General features: G+C 50.6%; 24 protein-coding genes. 2 read left to right on the top strand and 22 right to left on the bottom strand.

What is annotated here, in order from left to right; all coding sequences use genetic code 11:
* Window positions 1-260: 260 nt before the first annotated feature.
* Together FE784_RS32195 and FE784_RS32190 are read right to left on the bottom strand one after the other, a co-directional pair.
* On the bottom strand, window positions 261-479 hold the full coding sequence (locus FE784_RS32195) for a hypothetical protein (RefSeq protein ID WP_139606362.1): 219 nt from the start codon (window positions 477-479) through the stop codon (window positions 261-263).
* 132 nt (window positions 480-611) lie between these two features.
* Complete coding sequence (locus tag FE784_RS32190) at window positions 612-1,223, bottom strand: stage II sporulation protein M (RefSeq protein ID WP_139606361.1); 612 nt, start codon at window positions 1,221-1,223, stop codon at window positions 612-614.
* 149 nt (window positions 1,224-1,372) lie between these two features.
* On the opposite strand from FE784_RS32190, the gene pdaB reads away from it, so the two are divergent.
* Complete coding sequence (gene pdaB, locus FE784_RS32185) at window positions 1,373-2,155, top strand: polysaccharide deacetylase family sporulation protein PdaB (protein WP_139606360.1); 783 nt, start codon at window positions 1,373-1,375, stop codon at window positions 2,153-2,155.
* Between the two features lie 74 nt (window positions 2,156-2,229).
* Here pdaB and FE784_RS32180 read toward each other — a convergent pair whose 3' ends face one another.
* Complete coding sequence (locus tag FE784_RS32180; RefSeq protein ID WP_139606359.1) at window positions 2,230-2,853, bottom strand: KinB-signaling pathway activation protein; 624 nt, start codon at window positions 2,851-2,853, stop codon at window positions 2,230-2,232.
* A 174-nt stretch (window positions 2,854-3,027) separates the two neighbouring features.
* On the opposite strand from FE784_RS32180, the gene gerD reads away from it, so the two are divergent.
* On the top strand, window positions 3,028-3,729 hold the full coding sequence (gene gerD / locus FE784_RS32175; RefSeq protein ID WP_139606358.1) for a spore germination lipoprotein GerD: 702 nt from the start codon (window positions 3,028-3,030) through the stop codon (window positions 3,727-3,729).
* A 71-nt stretch (window positions 3,730-3,800) separates the two neighbouring features.
* Here the strand turns inward: gerD and FE784_RS32170 are convergent, their stop codons facing one another.
* The 19 genes from FE784_RS32170 to rpmD all read right to left on the bottom strand — a co-directional run bounded on the left by FE784_RS32170 (window position 3,801) and on the right by rpmD (window position 16,289).
* Window positions 3,801-4,880 (bottom strand): Mrp/NBP35 family ATP-binding protein, encoded by a 1,080-nt coding sequence (locus FE784_RS32170; RefSeq protein ID WP_139606357.1) that lies wholly within the window; start codon window positions 4,878-4,880, stop codon window positions 3,801-3,803.
* Window positions 4,881-4,963: 83 nt separating this feature from the next.
* Window positions 4,964-5,704 carry an N-acetylmuramoyl-L-alanine amidase CwlD gene (gene cwlD / locus FE784_RS32165; protein WP_139606356.1) on the bottom strand — a complete coding sequence of 247 codons (741 nt, stop codon included), beginning with the start codon at window positions 5,702-5,704 and terminating at the stop codon, window positions 4,964-4,966.
* A gap of 67 nt (window positions 5,705-5,771) precedes the next feature.
* Window positions 5,772-6,956, bottom strand: a complete 1,185-nt coding sequence (sat, locus tag FE784_RS32160; protein ID WP_139606355.1) for a sulfate adenylyltransferase — start codon at window positions 6,954-6,956, stop codon at window positions 5,772-5,774.
* Window positions 6,957-6,975: 19 nt separating this feature from the next.
* Window positions 6,976-7,668, bottom strand: coding sequence for a phosphoadenylyl-sulfate reductase (locus FE784_RS32155; RefSeq protein ID WP_139606354.1), 693 nt, complete (start codon window positions 7,666-7,668; stop codon window positions 6,976-6,978).
* A 214-nt stretch (window positions 7,669-7,882) separates the two neighbouring features.
* Window positions 7,883-8,275 carry a 30S ribosomal protein S9 gene (gene rpsI, locus FE784_RS32150; RefSeq protein WP_138883714.1) on the bottom strand — a complete coding sequence of 131 codons (393 nt, stop codon included), beginning with the start codon at window positions 8,273-8,275 and terminating at the stop codon, window positions 7,883-7,885.
* Window positions 8,276-8,294: 19 nt separating this feature from the next.
* Window positions 8,295-8,732, bottom strand: a complete 438-nt coding sequence (gene rplM / locus FE784_RS32145; RefSeq protein ID WP_139606353.1) for a 50S ribosomal protein L13 — start codon at window positions 8,730-8,732, stop codon at window positions 8,295-8,297.
* 179 nt (window positions 8,733-8,911) lie between these two features.
* The gene (gene truA, locus FE784_RS32140; RefSeq protein WP_139606352.1) at window positions 8,912-9,670 is read right to left on the bottom strand and encodes a tRNA pseudouridine(38-40) synthase TruA; all 759 of its coding nucleotides are present in this window, start codon (window positions 9,668-9,670) and stop codon (window positions 8,912-8,914) included.
* 132 nt (window positions 9,671-9,802) lie between these two features.
* On the bottom strand, window positions 9,803-10,171 hold the full coding sequence (gene rplQ, locus FE784_RS32135; RefSeq protein WP_139606351.1) for a 50S ribosomal protein L17: 369 nt from the start codon (window positions 10,169-10,171) through the stop codon (window positions 9,803-9,805).
* A 71-nt stretch (window positions 10,172-10,242) separates the two neighbouring features.
* Window positions 10,243-11,187: a DNA-directed RNA polymerase subunit alpha gene (locus tag FE784_RS32130; RefSeq protein WP_139606350.1), complete on the bottom strand. Its 945-nt coding sequence runs from the start codon at window positions 11,185-11,187 to the stop codon at window positions 10,243-10,245.
* 126 nt (window positions 11,188-11,313) lie between these two features.
* The gene (gene rpsK, locus FE784_RS32125) at window positions 11,314-11,712 is read right to left on the bottom strand and encodes a 30S ribosomal protein S11 (protein ID WP_139606349.1); all 399 of its coding nucleotides are present in this window, start codon (window positions 11,710-11,712) and stop codon (window positions 11,314-11,316) included.
* An 18-nt stretch (window positions 11,713-11,730) separates the two neighbouring features.
* Window positions 11,731-12,099 (bottom strand): 30S ribosomal protein S13, encoded by a 369-nt coding sequence (gene rpsM, locus FE784_RS32120; protein WP_139606348.1) that lies wholly within the window; start codon window positions 12,097-12,099, stop codon window positions 11,731-11,733.
* Between the two features lie 20 nt (window positions 12,100-12,119).
* Complete coding sequence (gene rpmJ / locus FE784_RS32115) at window positions 12,120-12,233, bottom strand: 50S ribosomal protein L36 (protein ID WP_022738894.1); 114 nt, start codon at window positions 12,231-12,233, stop codon at window positions 12,120-12,122.
* A 57-nt stretch (window positions 12,234-12,290) separates the two neighbouring features.
* Window positions 12,291-12,509, bottom strand: coding sequence for a translation initiation factor IF-1 (gene infA / locus FE784_RS32110; RefSeq protein ID WP_110843848.1), 219 nt, complete (start codon window positions 12,507-12,509; stop codon window positions 12,291-12,293).
* A 2-nt stretch (window positions 12,510-12,511) separates the two neighbouring features.
* Window positions 12,512-12,832 carry a KOW domain-containing RNA-binding protein gene (locus FE784_RS32105; protein ID WP_139606347.1) on the bottom strand — a complete coding sequence of 107 codons (321 nt, stop codon included), beginning with the start codon at window positions 12,830-12,832 and terminating at the stop codon, window positions 12,512-12,514.
* Window positions 12,832-13,596: a type I methionyl aminopeptidase gene (gene map, locus FE784_RS32100; RefSeq protein ID WP_139606346.1), complete on the bottom strand. Its 765-nt coding sequence runs from the start codon at window positions 13,594-13,596 to the stop codon at window positions 12,832-12,834. Before map ends, FE784_RS32105 begins: the two co-directional genes overlap by 1 nt.
* Window positions 13,596-14,246, bottom strand: a complete 651-nt coding sequence (locus FE784_RS32095) for an adenylate kinase (RefSeq protein WP_139606345.1) — start codon at window positions 14,244-14,246, stop codon at window positions 13,596-13,598. Before FE784_RS32095 ends, map begins: the two co-directional genes overlap by 1 nt.
* Window positions 14,247-14,296: 50 nt before the next feature.
* A complete protein-coding gene (gene secY, locus FE784_RS32090) occupies window positions 14,297-15,604 on the bottom strand; it encodes a preprotein translocase subunit SecY (protein ID WP_139606344.1) in 1,308 nt (435 codons plus the stop codon).
* Window positions 15,604-16,044: a 50S ribosomal protein L15 gene (gene rplO, locus FE784_RS32085; RefSeq protein ID WP_139606343.1), complete on the bottom strand. Its 441-nt coding sequence runs from the start codon at window positions 16,042-16,044 to the stop codon at window positions 15,604-15,606. The genes secY and rplO overlap by 1 nt, the downstream gene beginning before the upstream one ends.
* A 62-nt stretch (window positions 16,045-16,106) precedes the next feature.
* Window positions 16,107-16,289, bottom strand: a complete 183-nt coding sequence (gene rpmD / locus FE784_RS32080) for a 50S ribosomal protein L30 (protein WP_139606342.1) — start codon at window positions 16,287-16,289, stop codon at window positions 16,107-16,109.
* Window positions 16,290-16,293 lie beyond the last annotated feature (4 nt).

Raw genomic sequence — 16,293 nt, 5'->3', positions numbered from 1 at the left:
TTTTCGCCGTTTTGCGGCGACCTCTTTAATATATCACAACCACCTGTGCTAATGCAAGCATTTTTTTGAAACCTTGTTCAAATGCTTGTCCGCCAAGCTGTAGATCGATGGTGCGAAACATAATTTATCATATCTGCTTTGCAAAAGTCAAGCATACCATCGATCTTTTTTATCGATAAACCATTTTCATGTCGATAACAGCGTTCAATTGAATTACGGACTGTTTATTGGCCACCTCATACAACGGTACTGGTGCTGTTTTACTGATAATTATGATTTCGCGCATACCGCGACAAATCTTTGGAGGATGCGAGTCTGGCATACATACGGAATACGATCTTATATCGCGACTCGATGGCTTTCTTCACGTCGCCGTCCAGGCGGTTGTCCTTCAGGTCGAACAGCATTTCGTCCAGTTCTTTGCGCAGCACGTACCCCAATTCCTTGCATTCTCTTTGATTAAATAGAAATCCGAGCATAGTAAAGCAATGCGCCCCCTGTTAGGTAAAGTCGGTAGCTTCGTTTTCGCAAGGTGATGTTCACCGCTTTACTGTTATGCTCACAATTTGGGAATTTTATGACCGGCATGCCGAAAAATACCATAATTTTATTTACATTTGAATGAGCCAAGGCGTAATCGTGCTCTCGATGATGGCCGCCACGAGGAGCGAAACGACGAGCAGTCCTACCAACGGTACCGTCAGTTTGATAAAACGCTCCAAGTCGGCGGCGAATACGGATCTCCCCCGGGAGCTGAGTAACCGCAGCAGCCCTTTGCCCATAATCGTTCCGAATTTGATACCGTAAGCGCATGCCAGTATGATTGCCGGTATTTCGATAATCCCATGCGGCAAAATTCCTTTCAAGAATAAACCCATGAGCCCCGCTTCCGCCTGCAGCTCGGCCAAATATCCGATTACCATCCCATTGATGAGCAAGAAACCGATCGGCAGCAGACCGAAGAACATTCCCGCAAAAATAATCAGTATCGATTTCAAAGCGTTGTTCAGAAAAATAAAGCCGAACAGCCACAGCATCGAATGATCTTTGGCTTGGATAGAACGCGCCAATTCGCGCAAGCCTTCGATTTGGCTTTGCAAAACGGCTTCGAAGCGATCGGAATAGCCGAATCCAAGCACTACTCCTGCGGCAAATACAAGCGCAGCGGCAATGAAGTAATTGTTCATTTCCTTAAAATGGGCAAACAGCGCCTTCAAAGTCATCGTGTTTCCTCCGCATCCTAAAATAGTTTGTCCGCGATTCCAAGCATAACAATCCGGTACGAGCATACATTTTTATTATAAATATAAACAAGCCTTTCGCGCACGACCCCGATGGCCGTGAAAGGAACCAAAGGAGGCATCGATTTACCGTGAACTTTTTCTATGTCATGAACGGCACGAAGCTGAAACGTTATTTGATTGTATTCATTGCCGTCTTATTCGCAATCGGTATCGTTTATTCCGAAAGCGACAACATCACCGTTTTTTCGCAAGGCGAGCCGTCGGCCGTTTACAGCGTGGAGACGGACAGGAAAGTGATCGCCCTAACGTTCGATATTAGCTGGGGAGATAAACGCGCCGAGCCGATCCTCAAAATATTGGAGGACAAGGGAGTGAAGAAAGCGACCTTCTTCTTATCCTCCCCTTGGAGCCAGCAGCATCCCGAGATTGTCCAAAAAATCGTCAAGGGCGGCTGGGAAATCGGCAGCCACGGCCACAAGCATGTCAATTACAGCAAGCTGAACGACGAGGAGATTCGCACGCAGATCCAAACCGCCCACGGCATTTTACAGCAGGTCACCGGCCAAAATCCGAATTTGATCCGTATGCCGAATGGCGATTTCGACAAAAGGGTTCTCCGTATCGCAAACGAATTGAACTATAAGGTAATCCAATGGGATACGGATTCGCTCGACTGGATGAATAAAGGCGTCGACAATATTATTAACCGCGTCGTCACGAAAGCCCACTCCGGCGATATCGTCCTGATGCACGCAAGCGACACCTGCACCCAGACGCACGAGGCGCTTCCGACTATTATCGACCAATTGCGCGCAAAAGGATACGAATTCGTCTCCGTCGGAGAGCTTCTGCAGCAAACGAGCGTTGAACATAAAGAAGCGGAACGGTTGTCAAGCGGCAAAGTGCATTAACCAAGTTGGCAAGAAAAAAGAGCTAACAAGTAGCTCTTCGGTCAAGCGCACAGCCCCGGGATCGTGTCGAAGCATTAAGCTTCGGACGTTTTCTTGGGGCTGTTATTCGTCGGCAGCAGGCGATGCAGCAGGAGGATTTGCCATGCATTGCAGGCAAGCAAAGGGACTACCATGATGATCGTATAGGAGGCTTGGTTCAGGTTGAAGGCAGGTATAGCTTCCATGATCGTGACTACGCACATAAAAAACAACGTGGGAATGAGGGCATTCCGATTCGTTTCCTTGACTTTCCACCGCGCAACCGCTACCGATACGAGTAAAATGCCGACCGGCAGCACAATATACTGCACCCAACCGTTACCGCTGTCGGCCGCGCCCGTATAACGCAAATAAACGATATCGAACAAGGCAACAATAATGACTACGACCTGCAAGATGTCCCAGTACAGCAGCTTGCCGCGGAATAGACTCATGGCAACGAACCGAACGGTCAAATAGGCGAAAAAGCCCATCTCGCTTAGCACCGCGATCATGCTCGCGCCGAACAGCATAAATATCCATTCATACCAGCCGACGGATATGCCGAGGAAATTAAAATCGGGAACGGTCAGCTTGATGATGATGCTTGTAATCATACCCGCCACGGTTCCAATCAACAAGGTCGTCCAAAACAAATAATTCCATTTTTTTAAAGTCAAGTTCCAATCCCTCCGCAACGCCTACTCCGATACAGGCAATCTGCACCCTATTATAGTCAATTGTACCAACACGTACAACAAAAAGCGAATCGGCAAAGCCAAAGTTCTCCGAACATAAAGACGCGAAATCAACAAATACTAAGCGCAAACCACATGAAGGGAGCAACAGGTTCCATGATCTGGAAAAAGGTGCGCGGATTATCCGCATTTCTGCTGTTGCCATTATTGATTGCTTGCGGCAGCGGAGGTTCTTCCGAAGGAAGCAGCTCTTCGGGCTATAAAGATACAAAATCGATGGTTCTCGATATTTTAAAATCGGATGACGGCAAAAAAGCCATTAAAGACGCGGCCAAAACGGGCGATGAAACGGCAACGGGTATGCTTCAAGCCCAATCCGCGAAAAGCGGCGGCGGTAAAATACAAATGTTGTCCACCGAGGACGCCCAACAGCTTCAATTGGTCGTTAAAGATGTTCTGACGGCCGACGGCAGCGACAAAATGCTCAAGGCGATGATGACCGATCCAAAGTTCGCGGGCGACTTCGCCAAGGCGCTTCAGAAGGAAAACAAACAGCTCCAGAAGGATTTGATGAAGGATCCCGAATACCAGAAGCAAATGCTCGACCTGATGAAAAACCCGGATTATGAGAAGTTGATGATCGACAACATGAAAAGCGCCCAATACCGGCAGCAGGTCATGACCATTATGCAGGAAGCTTTACAAAGCCCGCTGTATCGTTTGGAGCTCATGACTTTGCTCAAGAAAGTTATGGAGGAAGAAGCTCAGCCGAAAAGCGGCCAAGGCAAAGGCAAGAAGCAAGGCGAGAAGAAATCGGAGCAAAAACAAGACGGCGGCGGAGAAGGACAATCTTCATAGAGGAGTACGATAACGCTAAGGGACCGGCTCATGGCCGGTCCCTTCCTGTCGTTTATGCAAATATGCTTTTATTACGTCTCGCATCGGCGAATAACCGCATCCGCTACTTCCAAATACATGCCCCCGGCCTCGCTATCCGCCTTGTAGACCGATGGCGAGTAATCCGGTTCGGCCGGATGGTTGTCGGGCGCTCCAAGCGGAATTTGGGCAAGCAGCTGCGTATGAAGCTCGTCTGCCAGCTTCGCCCCTCCTCCGCGGCCGAACACGTAATCTTTGTGTCCGCATTGACCGCAGGAATAATACGCCATATTCTCGACAACGCCGATAATTTCATGATTCGTATGAACGGCCATGGCGCCTGCGCGCGCCGCTACGAATGCCGCCGTCGCATGCGGCGTCGTGACGATAATTTCTTTGCTCTGCGGAATCATTTGGTGCACATCCAACGCCACATCGCCCGTTCCTGGGGGAAGGTCGAGCACCATATAGTCGATTTCACCCCATTCGACCTCGGTGAAAAAGTTTTTCAGCATTTTGCCGAGCATCGGCCCGCGCCAGATAACCGGGGCATTATCCTGAACGAAGAAGCCCATCGAGATGATTTTTACACCGAATCGCTCCACTGGCCGAATCAATTGATCGACCAATTCCGGCCGTTCCTCGATCCCCATCATGTCCGGAACGCTGAAGCCGTAAATGTCCGCATCGATAATCCCGACCTTCTTGCCTTTTCTCGCGAGAGCCGCGGCCAAATTTACGGCCACTGTAGACTTCCCGACGCCGCCCTTGCCGCTTGCCACGGCTATGAAAGTAGTTTTGGATTCCGCGCCCAGGAGATTGGTAGGAGTCGGCTTTTCGGCCGCCGGAGCAGGCTCCGCTTTATGTCGCTTCGATATTTCGTTGCGCTCAAAGTCGGACATGGCGCGGAAACGGATATGTACATCGGCGATGCCTTCCTGGCTCAGCGCGTCCTTGATTTGCTTGCTCAACTCTTCTCTGCGCCCTTCCTCGTCGGAAGAAAGGACTACACTCATCGCTACGCCGGATTCCTTCACCATAACGTCTTTAATCAAATTCAGTTCGACCATGCTTATGCGATATACCGGATCCGGCAAATGACGCAGCTTCTCCAGTACTTGTTCCCGAGTCATGTGGGCAGCCTCCCGTTACTACGTTATGAAATGCTGCAATTATTATAGCACATGTCAGGTTGCGGGAAGAAATATGCCAATCCTTATTGGCCCGCGGCGTAGCGAACAACCCCCCGATAAATCGATTCCGCCACCTTCTTCTGATAGCTGGCGTCCGCCATCAGCCTCGCTTCTTCCGGATTGGAAAGAAATCCGACTTCCACCAATACCGCAGGAATAGGCAATGTTTTCAACAAGTAAAACGTATCCTCGGTTTTCGGCACCCGGTCGGTATTGTTCAAATTCGTACGGATTTCGCTTTGGATCGATTCGGCCAGCTTCTTCCCTTCGGGATTGGTCGGATAATAAAACGTTTGTGCCCCCTTCCATTTGCTTGAAGGGATGCTGTTCAGGTGGATGCTAATCGACATGCCTGCTTTATTTTGTTGAATCAGATCCACGCGGTTGAGCAAGTCTTCGGTTTTCCGTTTGCTGTAGCCTTTAGTGGCCTCGCTCGCCAAATCCCGGTCATTCTCTCGGGTCATGACGACCAGTGCACCCGCCTGCTGCAAATAATCCCGTAAATAGAGCGATATCGCGAGATTCACTTCTTTCTCGACCAACCCGTCCTTACTGACCGCTCCGCCGTCCGGTCCTCCGTGTCCCGCGTCAATGGCAATTACTTTGCCGGATAACGGCATCGTCCAATAAGTCCAAGTACGGGTCGAGGGCAGTTCGTAGGTGAACAAGAAAATCATGAGCATGACCAGCGCCGCCGACATGACGATTTTCAAGATGCCGTTCATGTTGAGCCAGACGACGATACGCGCTCTTCTTTTCCGCATAAAAAAACCACCCCAGTTCCACAAGACTTCTCATAGAAATCTTATGGACGAGAGTGGACAAATATACCTAAGGATTGGACGAAGGGACAAGTTGGTCGGACATTCCTTCGATCAGCACCTGAGCCACTTCCGGACGCGTAAACTCGGCCGGAGGACAAATGCCTTCTCTTAGCATGGCGCGTACTTTCGTACCGGACAAATGCATATGGTGCGACTTGTCGTGCGGGCACGTCTTGCTCGTTCCCATATTGCCGCACTTCGTGCAGAAGAAGCTATGCTCGAAAAACAACGGCGTGATACCCAGCTCATCGGCCGTGAAGTTTTTGAAAATGTCTTGGGCCTCATACGTGCCGTAATAGTCTCCTACGCCCGCATGATCCCGTCCTACGATAAAATGCGTACAACCGTAGTTTTTACGTACCATAGCGTGGAAAATGGCTTCCCGTGGGCCAGCGTAACGCATTGCGGCCGGAAAAACGCCTAAGAACGTTCGCTGCTTCGGATAATAATGCTCCATCAGAACCAGGTAGCTTCTCATCCGGACATCGGCGGAAATATCGTCAGACTTTGTCTCGCCTACGAGCGGATTGAGGAACAGTCCATCTACGATTTCCATCGCCGTTTTCTGGATATATTCATGAGCGCGATGAACCGGATTGCGGGTTTGAAAGCCGACTACCGTTTTCCAGCCGTTCTGAACGAACCGTTTGCGCGTGTCCGCCGGATCGAAGTAAAACTCTTGAAATTTATTCGGCTTCGGACGATTGAGCACCTGAATCGGACCGCCCACGTAGGTTTTCGGTCTGGCAAACAGCTTCTGGACGCCTGGATGCTCCGGATCGTCCGTCTTGAACACTTTCACCGCTTCGTCCCGTTGATCCACCTTATAGATGCTGCGCACGTCAAGAACGCCATATACGATTTTGTCTTCTTCGCCGACAAGCGCAACCTGCTCCCCTACAGCCAACCGTTCGAATAATGAATCATCCACCGGCAGTACGATCGGTATGCTCCATACCGTACCGTCAGACAAACGCATCCGGTCAATAACCGATTTATAGTCTTTTTCCTCCAAAAAACCGTTTAATGGCGAAAAGGCACCGATTCCGATCAGATCCAGATCGGAAATCGTCCAGGCGTTCACCGGGATTTGTTGAAGCTGTTCCGCTTCTTGCAGCAGCTTGTCTCGCTTCTCTCCGGATACGATCCGATTGATCAAAGTGCCGCCGTGAGGTTTTATCGTTTCGGACATGTGAGATCCTCCTAAGATCTTATTTGTGCAAACCGCACTCCGTTTTCTCGAATCCGGACCAGCGGCCGGCACGCGGATCTTCGCCAGGCAACACTTGGCGGGTGCATTTCTCGCAGCCGATGCTTGGGTAGTACTGATCGTGAAGCGGATTGTAGATCAGATTGTGCTCCCGTATATAATTCCAAACGTCATCGGACGTCCAGTTGGCGATCGGGTTGAATTTAACAAGACCGAATTTGACATCGTATTCGATTTTCTTCGCATTGGCCCGCGTCGGAGCTTGATCTCTCCGGATTCCGGTAATCCAAGCCTCGTATTTGCCTAAAATTCTCGTCAACGGCTCAACCTTGCGAATATTGCAGCAGGAGGTCGGCTCCGATTTCCATAGCTCTTCCCCGTGTTGTTCGGCTTGCTGCTCTAGCGTAAGCTTCGGGCTTACCCGAACGAATTTCATGCCATAGTGCGCTTCCATACGGTCGCGTGTTTCGTATGTTTCTTTGAAATGAAGATCCGTATCTAAGTAAAAGATGTCCGTGGAAGGCGATATTTTCTGCAGCATATCGACCAGTACTACGTCCTCCGCACCGAAGCTGCAGGCAAACGTAATATTCGGGAATCTTTCGATCGCCCATTTCAGGATGTGCTCGGGAGATTCCAACTCCAATGTTTCCGCCGCATCACGGATAAGAGCTTCCTTTTCAAGCAAGTTCATACGTATGATCCTCCTTGGCTATTTCCGAGTTAATTTATATGAATTAAGGTATATACTCATTATAAGGTTAATTGATGGGGTGTCAATAGTAATCGTGATGAACCGGTATAAAAAATTAGGCACATCTTTATCATATGGCGGCCCCACATATTGGTGAAAAAAAGAAAAAACCTTTTCGCCCGAAGGGAAAAGGTTTTTGTTCTGTCGAACCCAATTAACGTTTGGAGAACTGAGGCGCACGACGAGCTGCTTTCAAGCCGTACTTTTTACGTTCCTTCATGCGCGGATCGCGCGTCAGGAACCCGGCGCGTTTCAACGAACCGCGATATTCCGGATCTGCTTTCAAGAGCGCACGGGAGATGCCGTGACGGATTGCTCCGGCTTGGCCGGTCGTGCCGCCGCCGTTAGCGATAACGATAACGTCATAACGGCTTCCCGTTTCCGTCAATGTCAACGGTTGTTTAACGATCAGCTTCAACGTTTCCAGTCCGAAGTATTCATCCAACGGACGATTATTGATCACGATTTGGCCTTCGCCCGGTACGAGACGTACACGAGCTACCGAGTGTTTCCGACGGCCGGTTCCATAGTATTGAACTTGTGCCATGAACAGGTCCTCCCTCTAATTATCCGCGAAGTTGCCATACTTCAGGTTGTTGTGCTTGATGCGGGTGCTCCGAGCCGGCGTACACTTTCAGCTTCGTTTTCAAGCTGTCGCCCAAACGGTTTTTCGGCAGCATGCCGAAAACGGCCAGTTCTACCATACGATCCGGTTTGTTGTTCAGCATTTCTTGAGCCGTAGTCGTTTTCAAACCGCCTTGGTATTGCGAATGGCGGTAATATTTTTTTTGCAGCAATTTTTTACCGGTCAACACGACTTTGTCAGCGTTGATAATGATAACGAAATCGCCTGTGTCGATATGCGGAGTGTACTCCGGTTTCGTTTTGCCACGCAGAATCGACGCCGCTTCGCTGGCCATGCGTCCAAGAGTTTGGCCGGCTGCATCGATAATGTACCATTTCTTTTCAACTTCATTGGGCTTAGCCATATATGTGGTACGCATTCGCAATGTCCTCCTAAATAAATCTCCGTCAAAGCATACATATTCATAGGTTACGTTAGGTCAAATCGTCTTTCTTTCATAACGTGGGGCGTGGGAGGCCCGTTATGAAAGCCAAATAATATATTACAACATTTCCGGGCGTAGCGCAAGTTTCTTTTCCGCTACCCCTTCATGCGTCTTCAATATACGACTTCCCACAGCATCAAACCGTGAGACATCGCCGTCGGTCCCGCGCGTGAACGATCCTTGGCTTTCAGAACGGCTTCCATATCCGCTGCATTCCGTTTGCCTTCCCCAACCTGCAGCAGCGTGCCGACGATGATGCGAACCATATGTTGCAGAAAACCGCTGCCGGTGACAGTAATATGAATAAGTCCGGGAGATGCCGCAAACTCTGTATTCGAATGCCTTTCGATTACGGCATCGAATATCGTTCGCACATGTGAAAGCTTGGTAGATCCCACGGAGCAGAACGACGTGAAATCATGTTCGCCAATCAACGTCTGGAGCGCATGGCGCATCGCTTCCACGTCGAGCGGGGTCGGATGATGGTACTGCAAATGTCGTTGAAACACATCCGGGGTGCGATTGTTGTCGATCGTGTACCGGTACGTCTTCCTCTTTGCCCATCTGCGCGCGTGGAATTCCGGATCCGCCATACGCGCCTCCAGAATGCGAATGTCCGGAGGCAGACGCGAATTAAGCGCGAATGCCCACCGCTCGAGCGGAATGGAGGACGCGGTGTGAAAGTTGAAAATTTGCGCTCTTGCATGGACCCCCGCATCGGTTCGCCCCGACGAGGTGATGGTGATGTTCTCTCCCGTAAGATGCCAGATAGCTTTCTCGATCCGGTCTTGAATCGTATTCCCGCCCGGTTGGGCTTGAAAACCGAAATAGTTGGTCCCATCGTAGCTTACGGTCATGATCAAATTCCTCATAACGCTTCAGGCAATCTTCCCTTCGGAGCGATAGTTGGGGAACAGCCGCTTGACTAGCCACCTTCACCTTGCCGAGACAAAAAAAGGGCTTCATCAGAATCATCGATTCTGTCCACCCTTTCATCCGGTCGATTAAGCTCGATCCACCAATTCCAAGAAAACCATAGGAGCTGCATCGCCGCGGCGAGGCCCGAGCTTCAGGATACGGGTGTATCCGCCTGGACGCTCCGAATAGCGAGTCGCGAGTTCAGAGAATAGCTTCTGGATCGCGTCGTTATCCTGACCTTCCAGCTGTTCGCGACGTACGAAGGCAGCTGCTTGACGGCGCGCATGCAGATCGCCGCGCTTGGCCAGCGTAATCAGCCTTTCCGCAATGGAACGAACTTCTTTTGCTTTGGCTTCGGTAGTTTGGATTCGTTCGTATAAGAACAGGTCAGTTACCAGATCCCGGAACAACGCTTTACGGGCGCTCGTGTCACGACCTAATTTTTGGTATGCCATCTGTCTTTCCCCTCCTTCTGTAATCGTCGGTTGAACCAAGAACGGCTGCACCGCAATAGAAGATTAACGGATTAATCTTCCGCGCGCAAGCCGAGACCGAGCTCTTCCAGCTTCTCTTGAACTTCCTCCAAAGATTTGCGGCCCAAATTGCGGACCTTCATCATATCCTCTTCGGTTTTCGTGATCAGCTCTTGTACGGTATTAATACCCGCACGTTTCAAGCAGTTGTAGGAACGCACCGAAAGATCCAACTCTTCGATGGTCATCTCCAACACTTTTTCTTTCTTGTCTTCTTCTTTTTCAACCATAATTTCCGCATCTTTTGCTTCGTCGGTCAGTCCGACAAACAGCAGCAAATGCTCGGTCAAAATTTTAGCACCGAGGCTGACGGCTTCTTCCGGTCGAATGCTTCCATCGGTCCACACTTCGAGGGTAAGTTTGTCGTAGTTCGTGACTTGACCGACACGGGTGTTTTCGACACTGTAATTGACGCGGGAGATCGGCGTATAGATCGAGTCTACCGGGATTACTCCAATCGGCTGATCCTCTCTCTTGTTGCGATCGGCAGGCACATAGCCTCTGCCGCGACCGGCGTGAATGCGCATATGCAGTCTCGCATCCGCAGCGAGAGTCGCAATATGCAAATCCGGATTAAGGATTTCCACATCGCTGTCCGCGCGGATATCGCCTGCAACGACATTGCCTTCGCCTTCGGCATCGATTTCCAGTACCTTTTCCTCGTCGGAATGTATTTTCAAAGACAATCCCTTTAAGTTCAGGATAACCTCCGTTACATCCTCCTTCACGCCCGGCACTGTCGAAAACTCGTGCAGCACACCGTCGATTTGAACGGAATTGACAGCCGCGCCCGGCAACGAAGAAAGCAGGATGCGGCGCAAGGAGTTCCCGAGCGTTGTGCCGTATCCGCGCTCCAGCGGTTCGATCACGAACTTGCCGTATTTGCCGTCTTCGCTCAGTTCAACGGTTTCGATTTTTGGCTTTTCAATTTCGATCATGAACTTAACCCTCCTTAAAAACGTCGTTTCCCTCCGGATTCCCTGCATGCGCAAAATAGTATAGTATGCCTATCGTCCACAACCATTATTCACATGTTTCTGATATTTATACTATAGGAACCACAATTAGACACGACGACGTTTCGGCGGACGGCAGCCATTATGCGGAACCGGAGTAACGTCTTTGATCAGGTTGACTTCGAGGCCTGCAGCCTGAAGCGAACGGATCGCGGCTTCGCGGCCAGCGCCCGGTCCTTTAACCATAACTTCAACGCTTCTCATACCATGTTCCATAGCTGCTTTCGCTGCGGATTCGGCAGCCATTTGAGCGGCGAACGGAGTGCTTTTACGCGAACCTTTGAAGCCCAGGTTTCCTGCGCTTGCCCAAGAAATCGCATTGCCGTGAGGATCGGTAATCGTTACGATCGTATTGTTAAACGTCGAGCGGATATGAGCCACTCCGGATTCAATATTTTTACGGTCACGACGTTTTGTGCGTGCTACTGCTTTTTTAGGCTTTGCCATGAGAGTTATCCCCCCTTATTATTTCTTCTTATTCGCTACGGTACGACGTGGTCCTTTACGCGTACGAGCGTTTGTTTTGGTGCGTTGACCGCGAACCGGCAAGCCGCGACGATGACGAATACCGCGATAGCAGCCAATTTCAACGAGCCTCTTGATGTTCAGGGCAATCTCACGGCGAAGGTCGCCTTCCACCTTTTGCGATTTGTCGATGTTCTCACGGATTTTGCTTACTTCGTCCTCCGTCAGGTCGCGAACGCGGGTGTTCGGATTGATGCCGGTTTGGGCAATGATTTTTTGGGACGTCGTTTTGCCGATCCCGAAAATATACGTCAGCGCGATTTCCACGCGTTTGTCACGGGGCAAGTCTACTCCAGCTATACGAGCCATTAGTGTTCGTGCACCTCCTTTTATCCTTGTTTTTGCTTATGCTTCGGATTTTCGCAAATGACCATGACGGCGCCTTTGCGACGAATAACTTTGCATTTTTCGCAGATCGGTTTGACCGACGGTCTTACCTTCATTATTATTACCTCCTGAGAGCTTTCTGGAAGAAAGCTGCTTCGTGAACAACAATCTTTTTATTTAAACCGATACGTGATCCGGCCTCTGCTCAAATCATATGGCGATAACTCTACAGTAACTTTATCCCCCGGTAAAATGCGGATGAAATGCATCCGGATTTTGCCCGAAACGTGGGCCAGCACTTGATGTCCGTTTTCGAGCTCCACCTTGAACATCGCGTTCGGGAGAGGTTCGATTACTTTGCCTTCTACCTCAATCACATCTTCTTTGGCCACGGTCATTCTCCTTTCTCATGCGCTTCGGATTGCCCGCTTTCCAAAAACTTGTTCAACGCGTAACGCAGCTTTCCATTGGTTACACGCCCCGTCTCCATAATGCTGTCGGCTACCTCGCCGCTCACGAACTCAAGCAGCTCCAGATGAAGCAGGTTTTTCTTTTTTGGTTGATCAAACTTGCGCTTGTCTCCGTCGGCAATCCATACGAACCGAGCATCGATGATCCGGACGATTACCGCGTAACCTTCCTGTTCACGGCCGCGAAGCACCTTGACGATTCTGCCGATTTCCGGCTGAGTCGCGTGTACCCCGGTTCCATCCATCAACGTTCACCCATTCCTTCGGATTTGGTCAAGATCTCGTATCCGTCGGGGGTAATGGCGATCGTATGCTCGAAATGCGCACATAACGAACCATCGGCGGTGACGACCGTCCAATTGTCCTCCAACGTCCTAACATACCGTTCGCCGACGTTTACCATCGGTTCGATCGCAAGCACCATGCCCGCTTTCAAGCGCGGCCCCCGATCCGGCATGCCGTAGTTGGGAATTTCCGGTTCCTCATGCAAGTTTTGACCAATTCCGTGCCCCTCATACTCGCGCACGATCGAAAAGCCTTCTTCCTCTGCGCATGTCTGAATGGCATGCGAGATGGTATACAGGCGGACATCCGCTTTCGCCTTTGCTAATCCCGCATACAGCGAACGCTCCGTAACTTCAAGCAGCCTGCGGGCCGTTTCGGAAATGTGGCCCACCGGATAAGTCCACGCCGAATCGCCATGGTATCCTTTGTACTGCGCTCCGATATCGATCGTAATGATGTCGCCTTCCTTCAGCTTTCTGTCGCCGGGAAATCCGTGAACCAGTTGCTCGTTAACCGAAGCACAGATGCTGGCAGGAAAACCGTTATAGCCTTTGAAAGATGGAGTAGCCCCCTGGCTGCGAATATATGTTTCCGCGATTTGATCCAATTCCTTGGTTGTAATGCCAGGCTGAACCGCTTTGGCCATCAACCGGTGCGTCTCCGCGACGATCCGGCCGGCTTGCCGCATAAGGACAAGTTCAGCTTCGGACTTACAAATGATCATCAGGCTTGACCTCGCAGCAAGGAAGAAATTCCAGCCGTTACCTCATCGATGTCTTGTTGACCGTCCACTTCGCGCAGCAAATCTTTGTTTCCGTAATACTCGAGCAAAGGAGCGGTTTTATTGTTGTACTCATCCAACCGCGTGCCTACCTTCTCCTCGGTGTCGTCCGAACGCTGGTACAATTCGCCGGAGCATTTGTCGCATACACCCTCGACCTTAGGAGGATTGAACAGCACGTGATAGGTAGAGCCGCACGATTTGCAAATGCGCCGGCCGGTCAAACGTCCGAGCAGCAAATCGCGATCGACCTTCAAATTGATGACGTGATCGATCCGTTTCCCCATTGAAGCCAACATATCGTCAAGCGCTTCTGCCTGCGCGATCGTTCTCGGGAATCCGTCTAACAGGAATCCGTTGTCGCAATCCGATTTCTCCAGACGCTCTCTGACGATTCCGTTCGTAATCTCGTCCGGTACCAGCAAGCCTTGATCGACAAAGCTCTTGGCCTGAACGCCTAGCGGAGTCCCCTGACTCATCGCGAGACGAAACGCGTCGCCCGTAGAAATATGCGGAACGCGAAACTCGTCTACGATTCGTTCGGCTTGAGTTCCTTTGCCGGCTCCCGGAGGACCCATGAAAAGAATGTTCAAAGTACGCACCCTCCCTGGAAGTTTCCGTTAAAGAAAACATCCTACATGCGTTATTTATTGATAAACCCTTTGTAGTGGCGTTTAATCAATTGACTTTCAATCTGCTTCATCGTTTCCAGCGCAACACCGACCACGATTAGCAGCGAAGTGCCGCCGATCGTTACTTGCTGCGGAAGTCCCGCCAGGTTGGTGAAGAACACCGGCAAAATCGAAATAAGCGCCAGGAAAATCGCGCCGGACAGCGTGATGCGGGTCATGACGCGCGTCAAGTAAGTCGCGGTTGTTTTGCCTGGACGAATTCCCGGGATGTAACCCCCGTTTTTCTTCATCTGATCGGCCATTTGTACCGGATTGATTTGCACGAACGTGTAGAAGTACGTGAAACCGATAATCAACAGCACGTACAGTACCATACCTAATGCAGCGGTGTACGACAAGTTGTTGATAATCCAGTCCGCTACGACGTTGCCGCGCCAAAATTGCGCGATCGTCGGAGGAAAGACGAGCAGAGACGAAGCGAAGATTACCGGTATGACGCCCGCCGCATTGACTTTGAGCGGGATATGCGTCGATTGACCGCCGTACATTTTACGTCCGACTACGCGCTTCGCATATTGAACCGGAATTTTGCGTACGCCTTGCTGAACATAGATAACTCCGACCACGATGGCCACAACGACCAGCAGGATGATCAGGACTTTCAAAATGTTCAGGAACAAAGCTCCCTCGGCCGATTCGGCGAACATGTTCAAATAGATCATGTTGATGCCGTTCGGAATCGAGGCGATAATACCGGCGAAGATGATGATGGAAATCCCGTTTCCGATGCCATGTTCGGTAATTTGCTCGCCGAGCCACATCAGGAAGGCCGTACCTGCCGTCAACACGATTGCGATCAGCAGATAAGTCGTGAACCCGGCATCCGTAACCAACTGCATGCCGTACAGCCGGTTAAAGCCGAACGCTACGCTGTAAGCCTGGATCAGGCCGAGCACGATAGTGCCATACCGGGTAATTTGAGCCAGTTTCTTTCTGCCGACATCGCCTTCTTTCGCCCACTGCGCAAACCGGGGTACGACGTCCATCGACAGAAGCTGCACGATGATGGAGGACGTGATGTACGGCATAATCCCGAGTGCGAATATCGAGAACTGGAACAAGGCGCCGCCGGAGAAAGTATTCAGCAAGCCGAATACGCCCCCGCTGCTCGATTGATCGATGCTTTTCAGTATTTCCGAATCGATGTTCGGCACTGGAATAAAAGCGCCGATTCGGTACACGATCAGGAGGAGAAGAGTAAATATGATTCTTCTTCTCAGATCTTGCACCTTCATGATGTTGGACAACGTCTTGAACATCAAATCACCTCGGTTTTACCGCCGGCAGCTTGAATCTTTTCGACGGCAGATTGAGAGAACTTATTCGCTTTAACTGTCAGCTGGACAGCAAGCTCGCCGTTACCCAAAATCTTAATGCCGTCTTTCGGGTTTTTCACAACACCCGTTTGCAATAGCAGTTCCGGTGTGACTTCCGTTCCCGCGGAAAATTGATTCAAATCGCTCAGGTTCACAATCGCGTATTCCGTACGGAAGCGATTGTTGAAACCGCGCTTCGGCAAACGACGATACAGAGGGTTCTGTCCGCCTTCGAAGCCCGGGCGAACGCCGCCGCCGGAGCGTGCGTTTTGACCTTTGTGACCTTTACCTGAAGTTTTGCCGTTTCCGCTTCCGATCCCGCGACCTACACGGTTGCGAGTTTTCTTCGAACCCGGTGCAGGTGAAAGTTCGTGTAACTTCATCGGTGCACCTCCTCAACAAGATTGTTAAAACGAACTTGAACGTTCGTAGTGATAGGCTTTTCTTACACTTCTTTAACTTCGAGCAAGTGGCTTACTTGGTTGATCATGCCACGGATCGACGGCACGTCGTTATGAACGACTGTCGAATTCAGCTTCCGCAAACCGAGCGTTCTGACGGTTACACGTTGGCTTTCCGGGCGGCCGATCAAACTGCGCTTAAGCGTAATTTGCAATTGCTTGGACATCCGA

It is taken from the genome of Paenibacillus hemerocallicola (assembly GCF_006265175.1).
GTDB lineage: Bacteria > Bacillota > Bacilli > Paenibacillales > NBRC-103111 > Paenibacillus_AB > Paenibacillus_AB hemerocallicola.
This window is presented reverse-complemented; position numbering and strand designations above follow the sequence as displayed.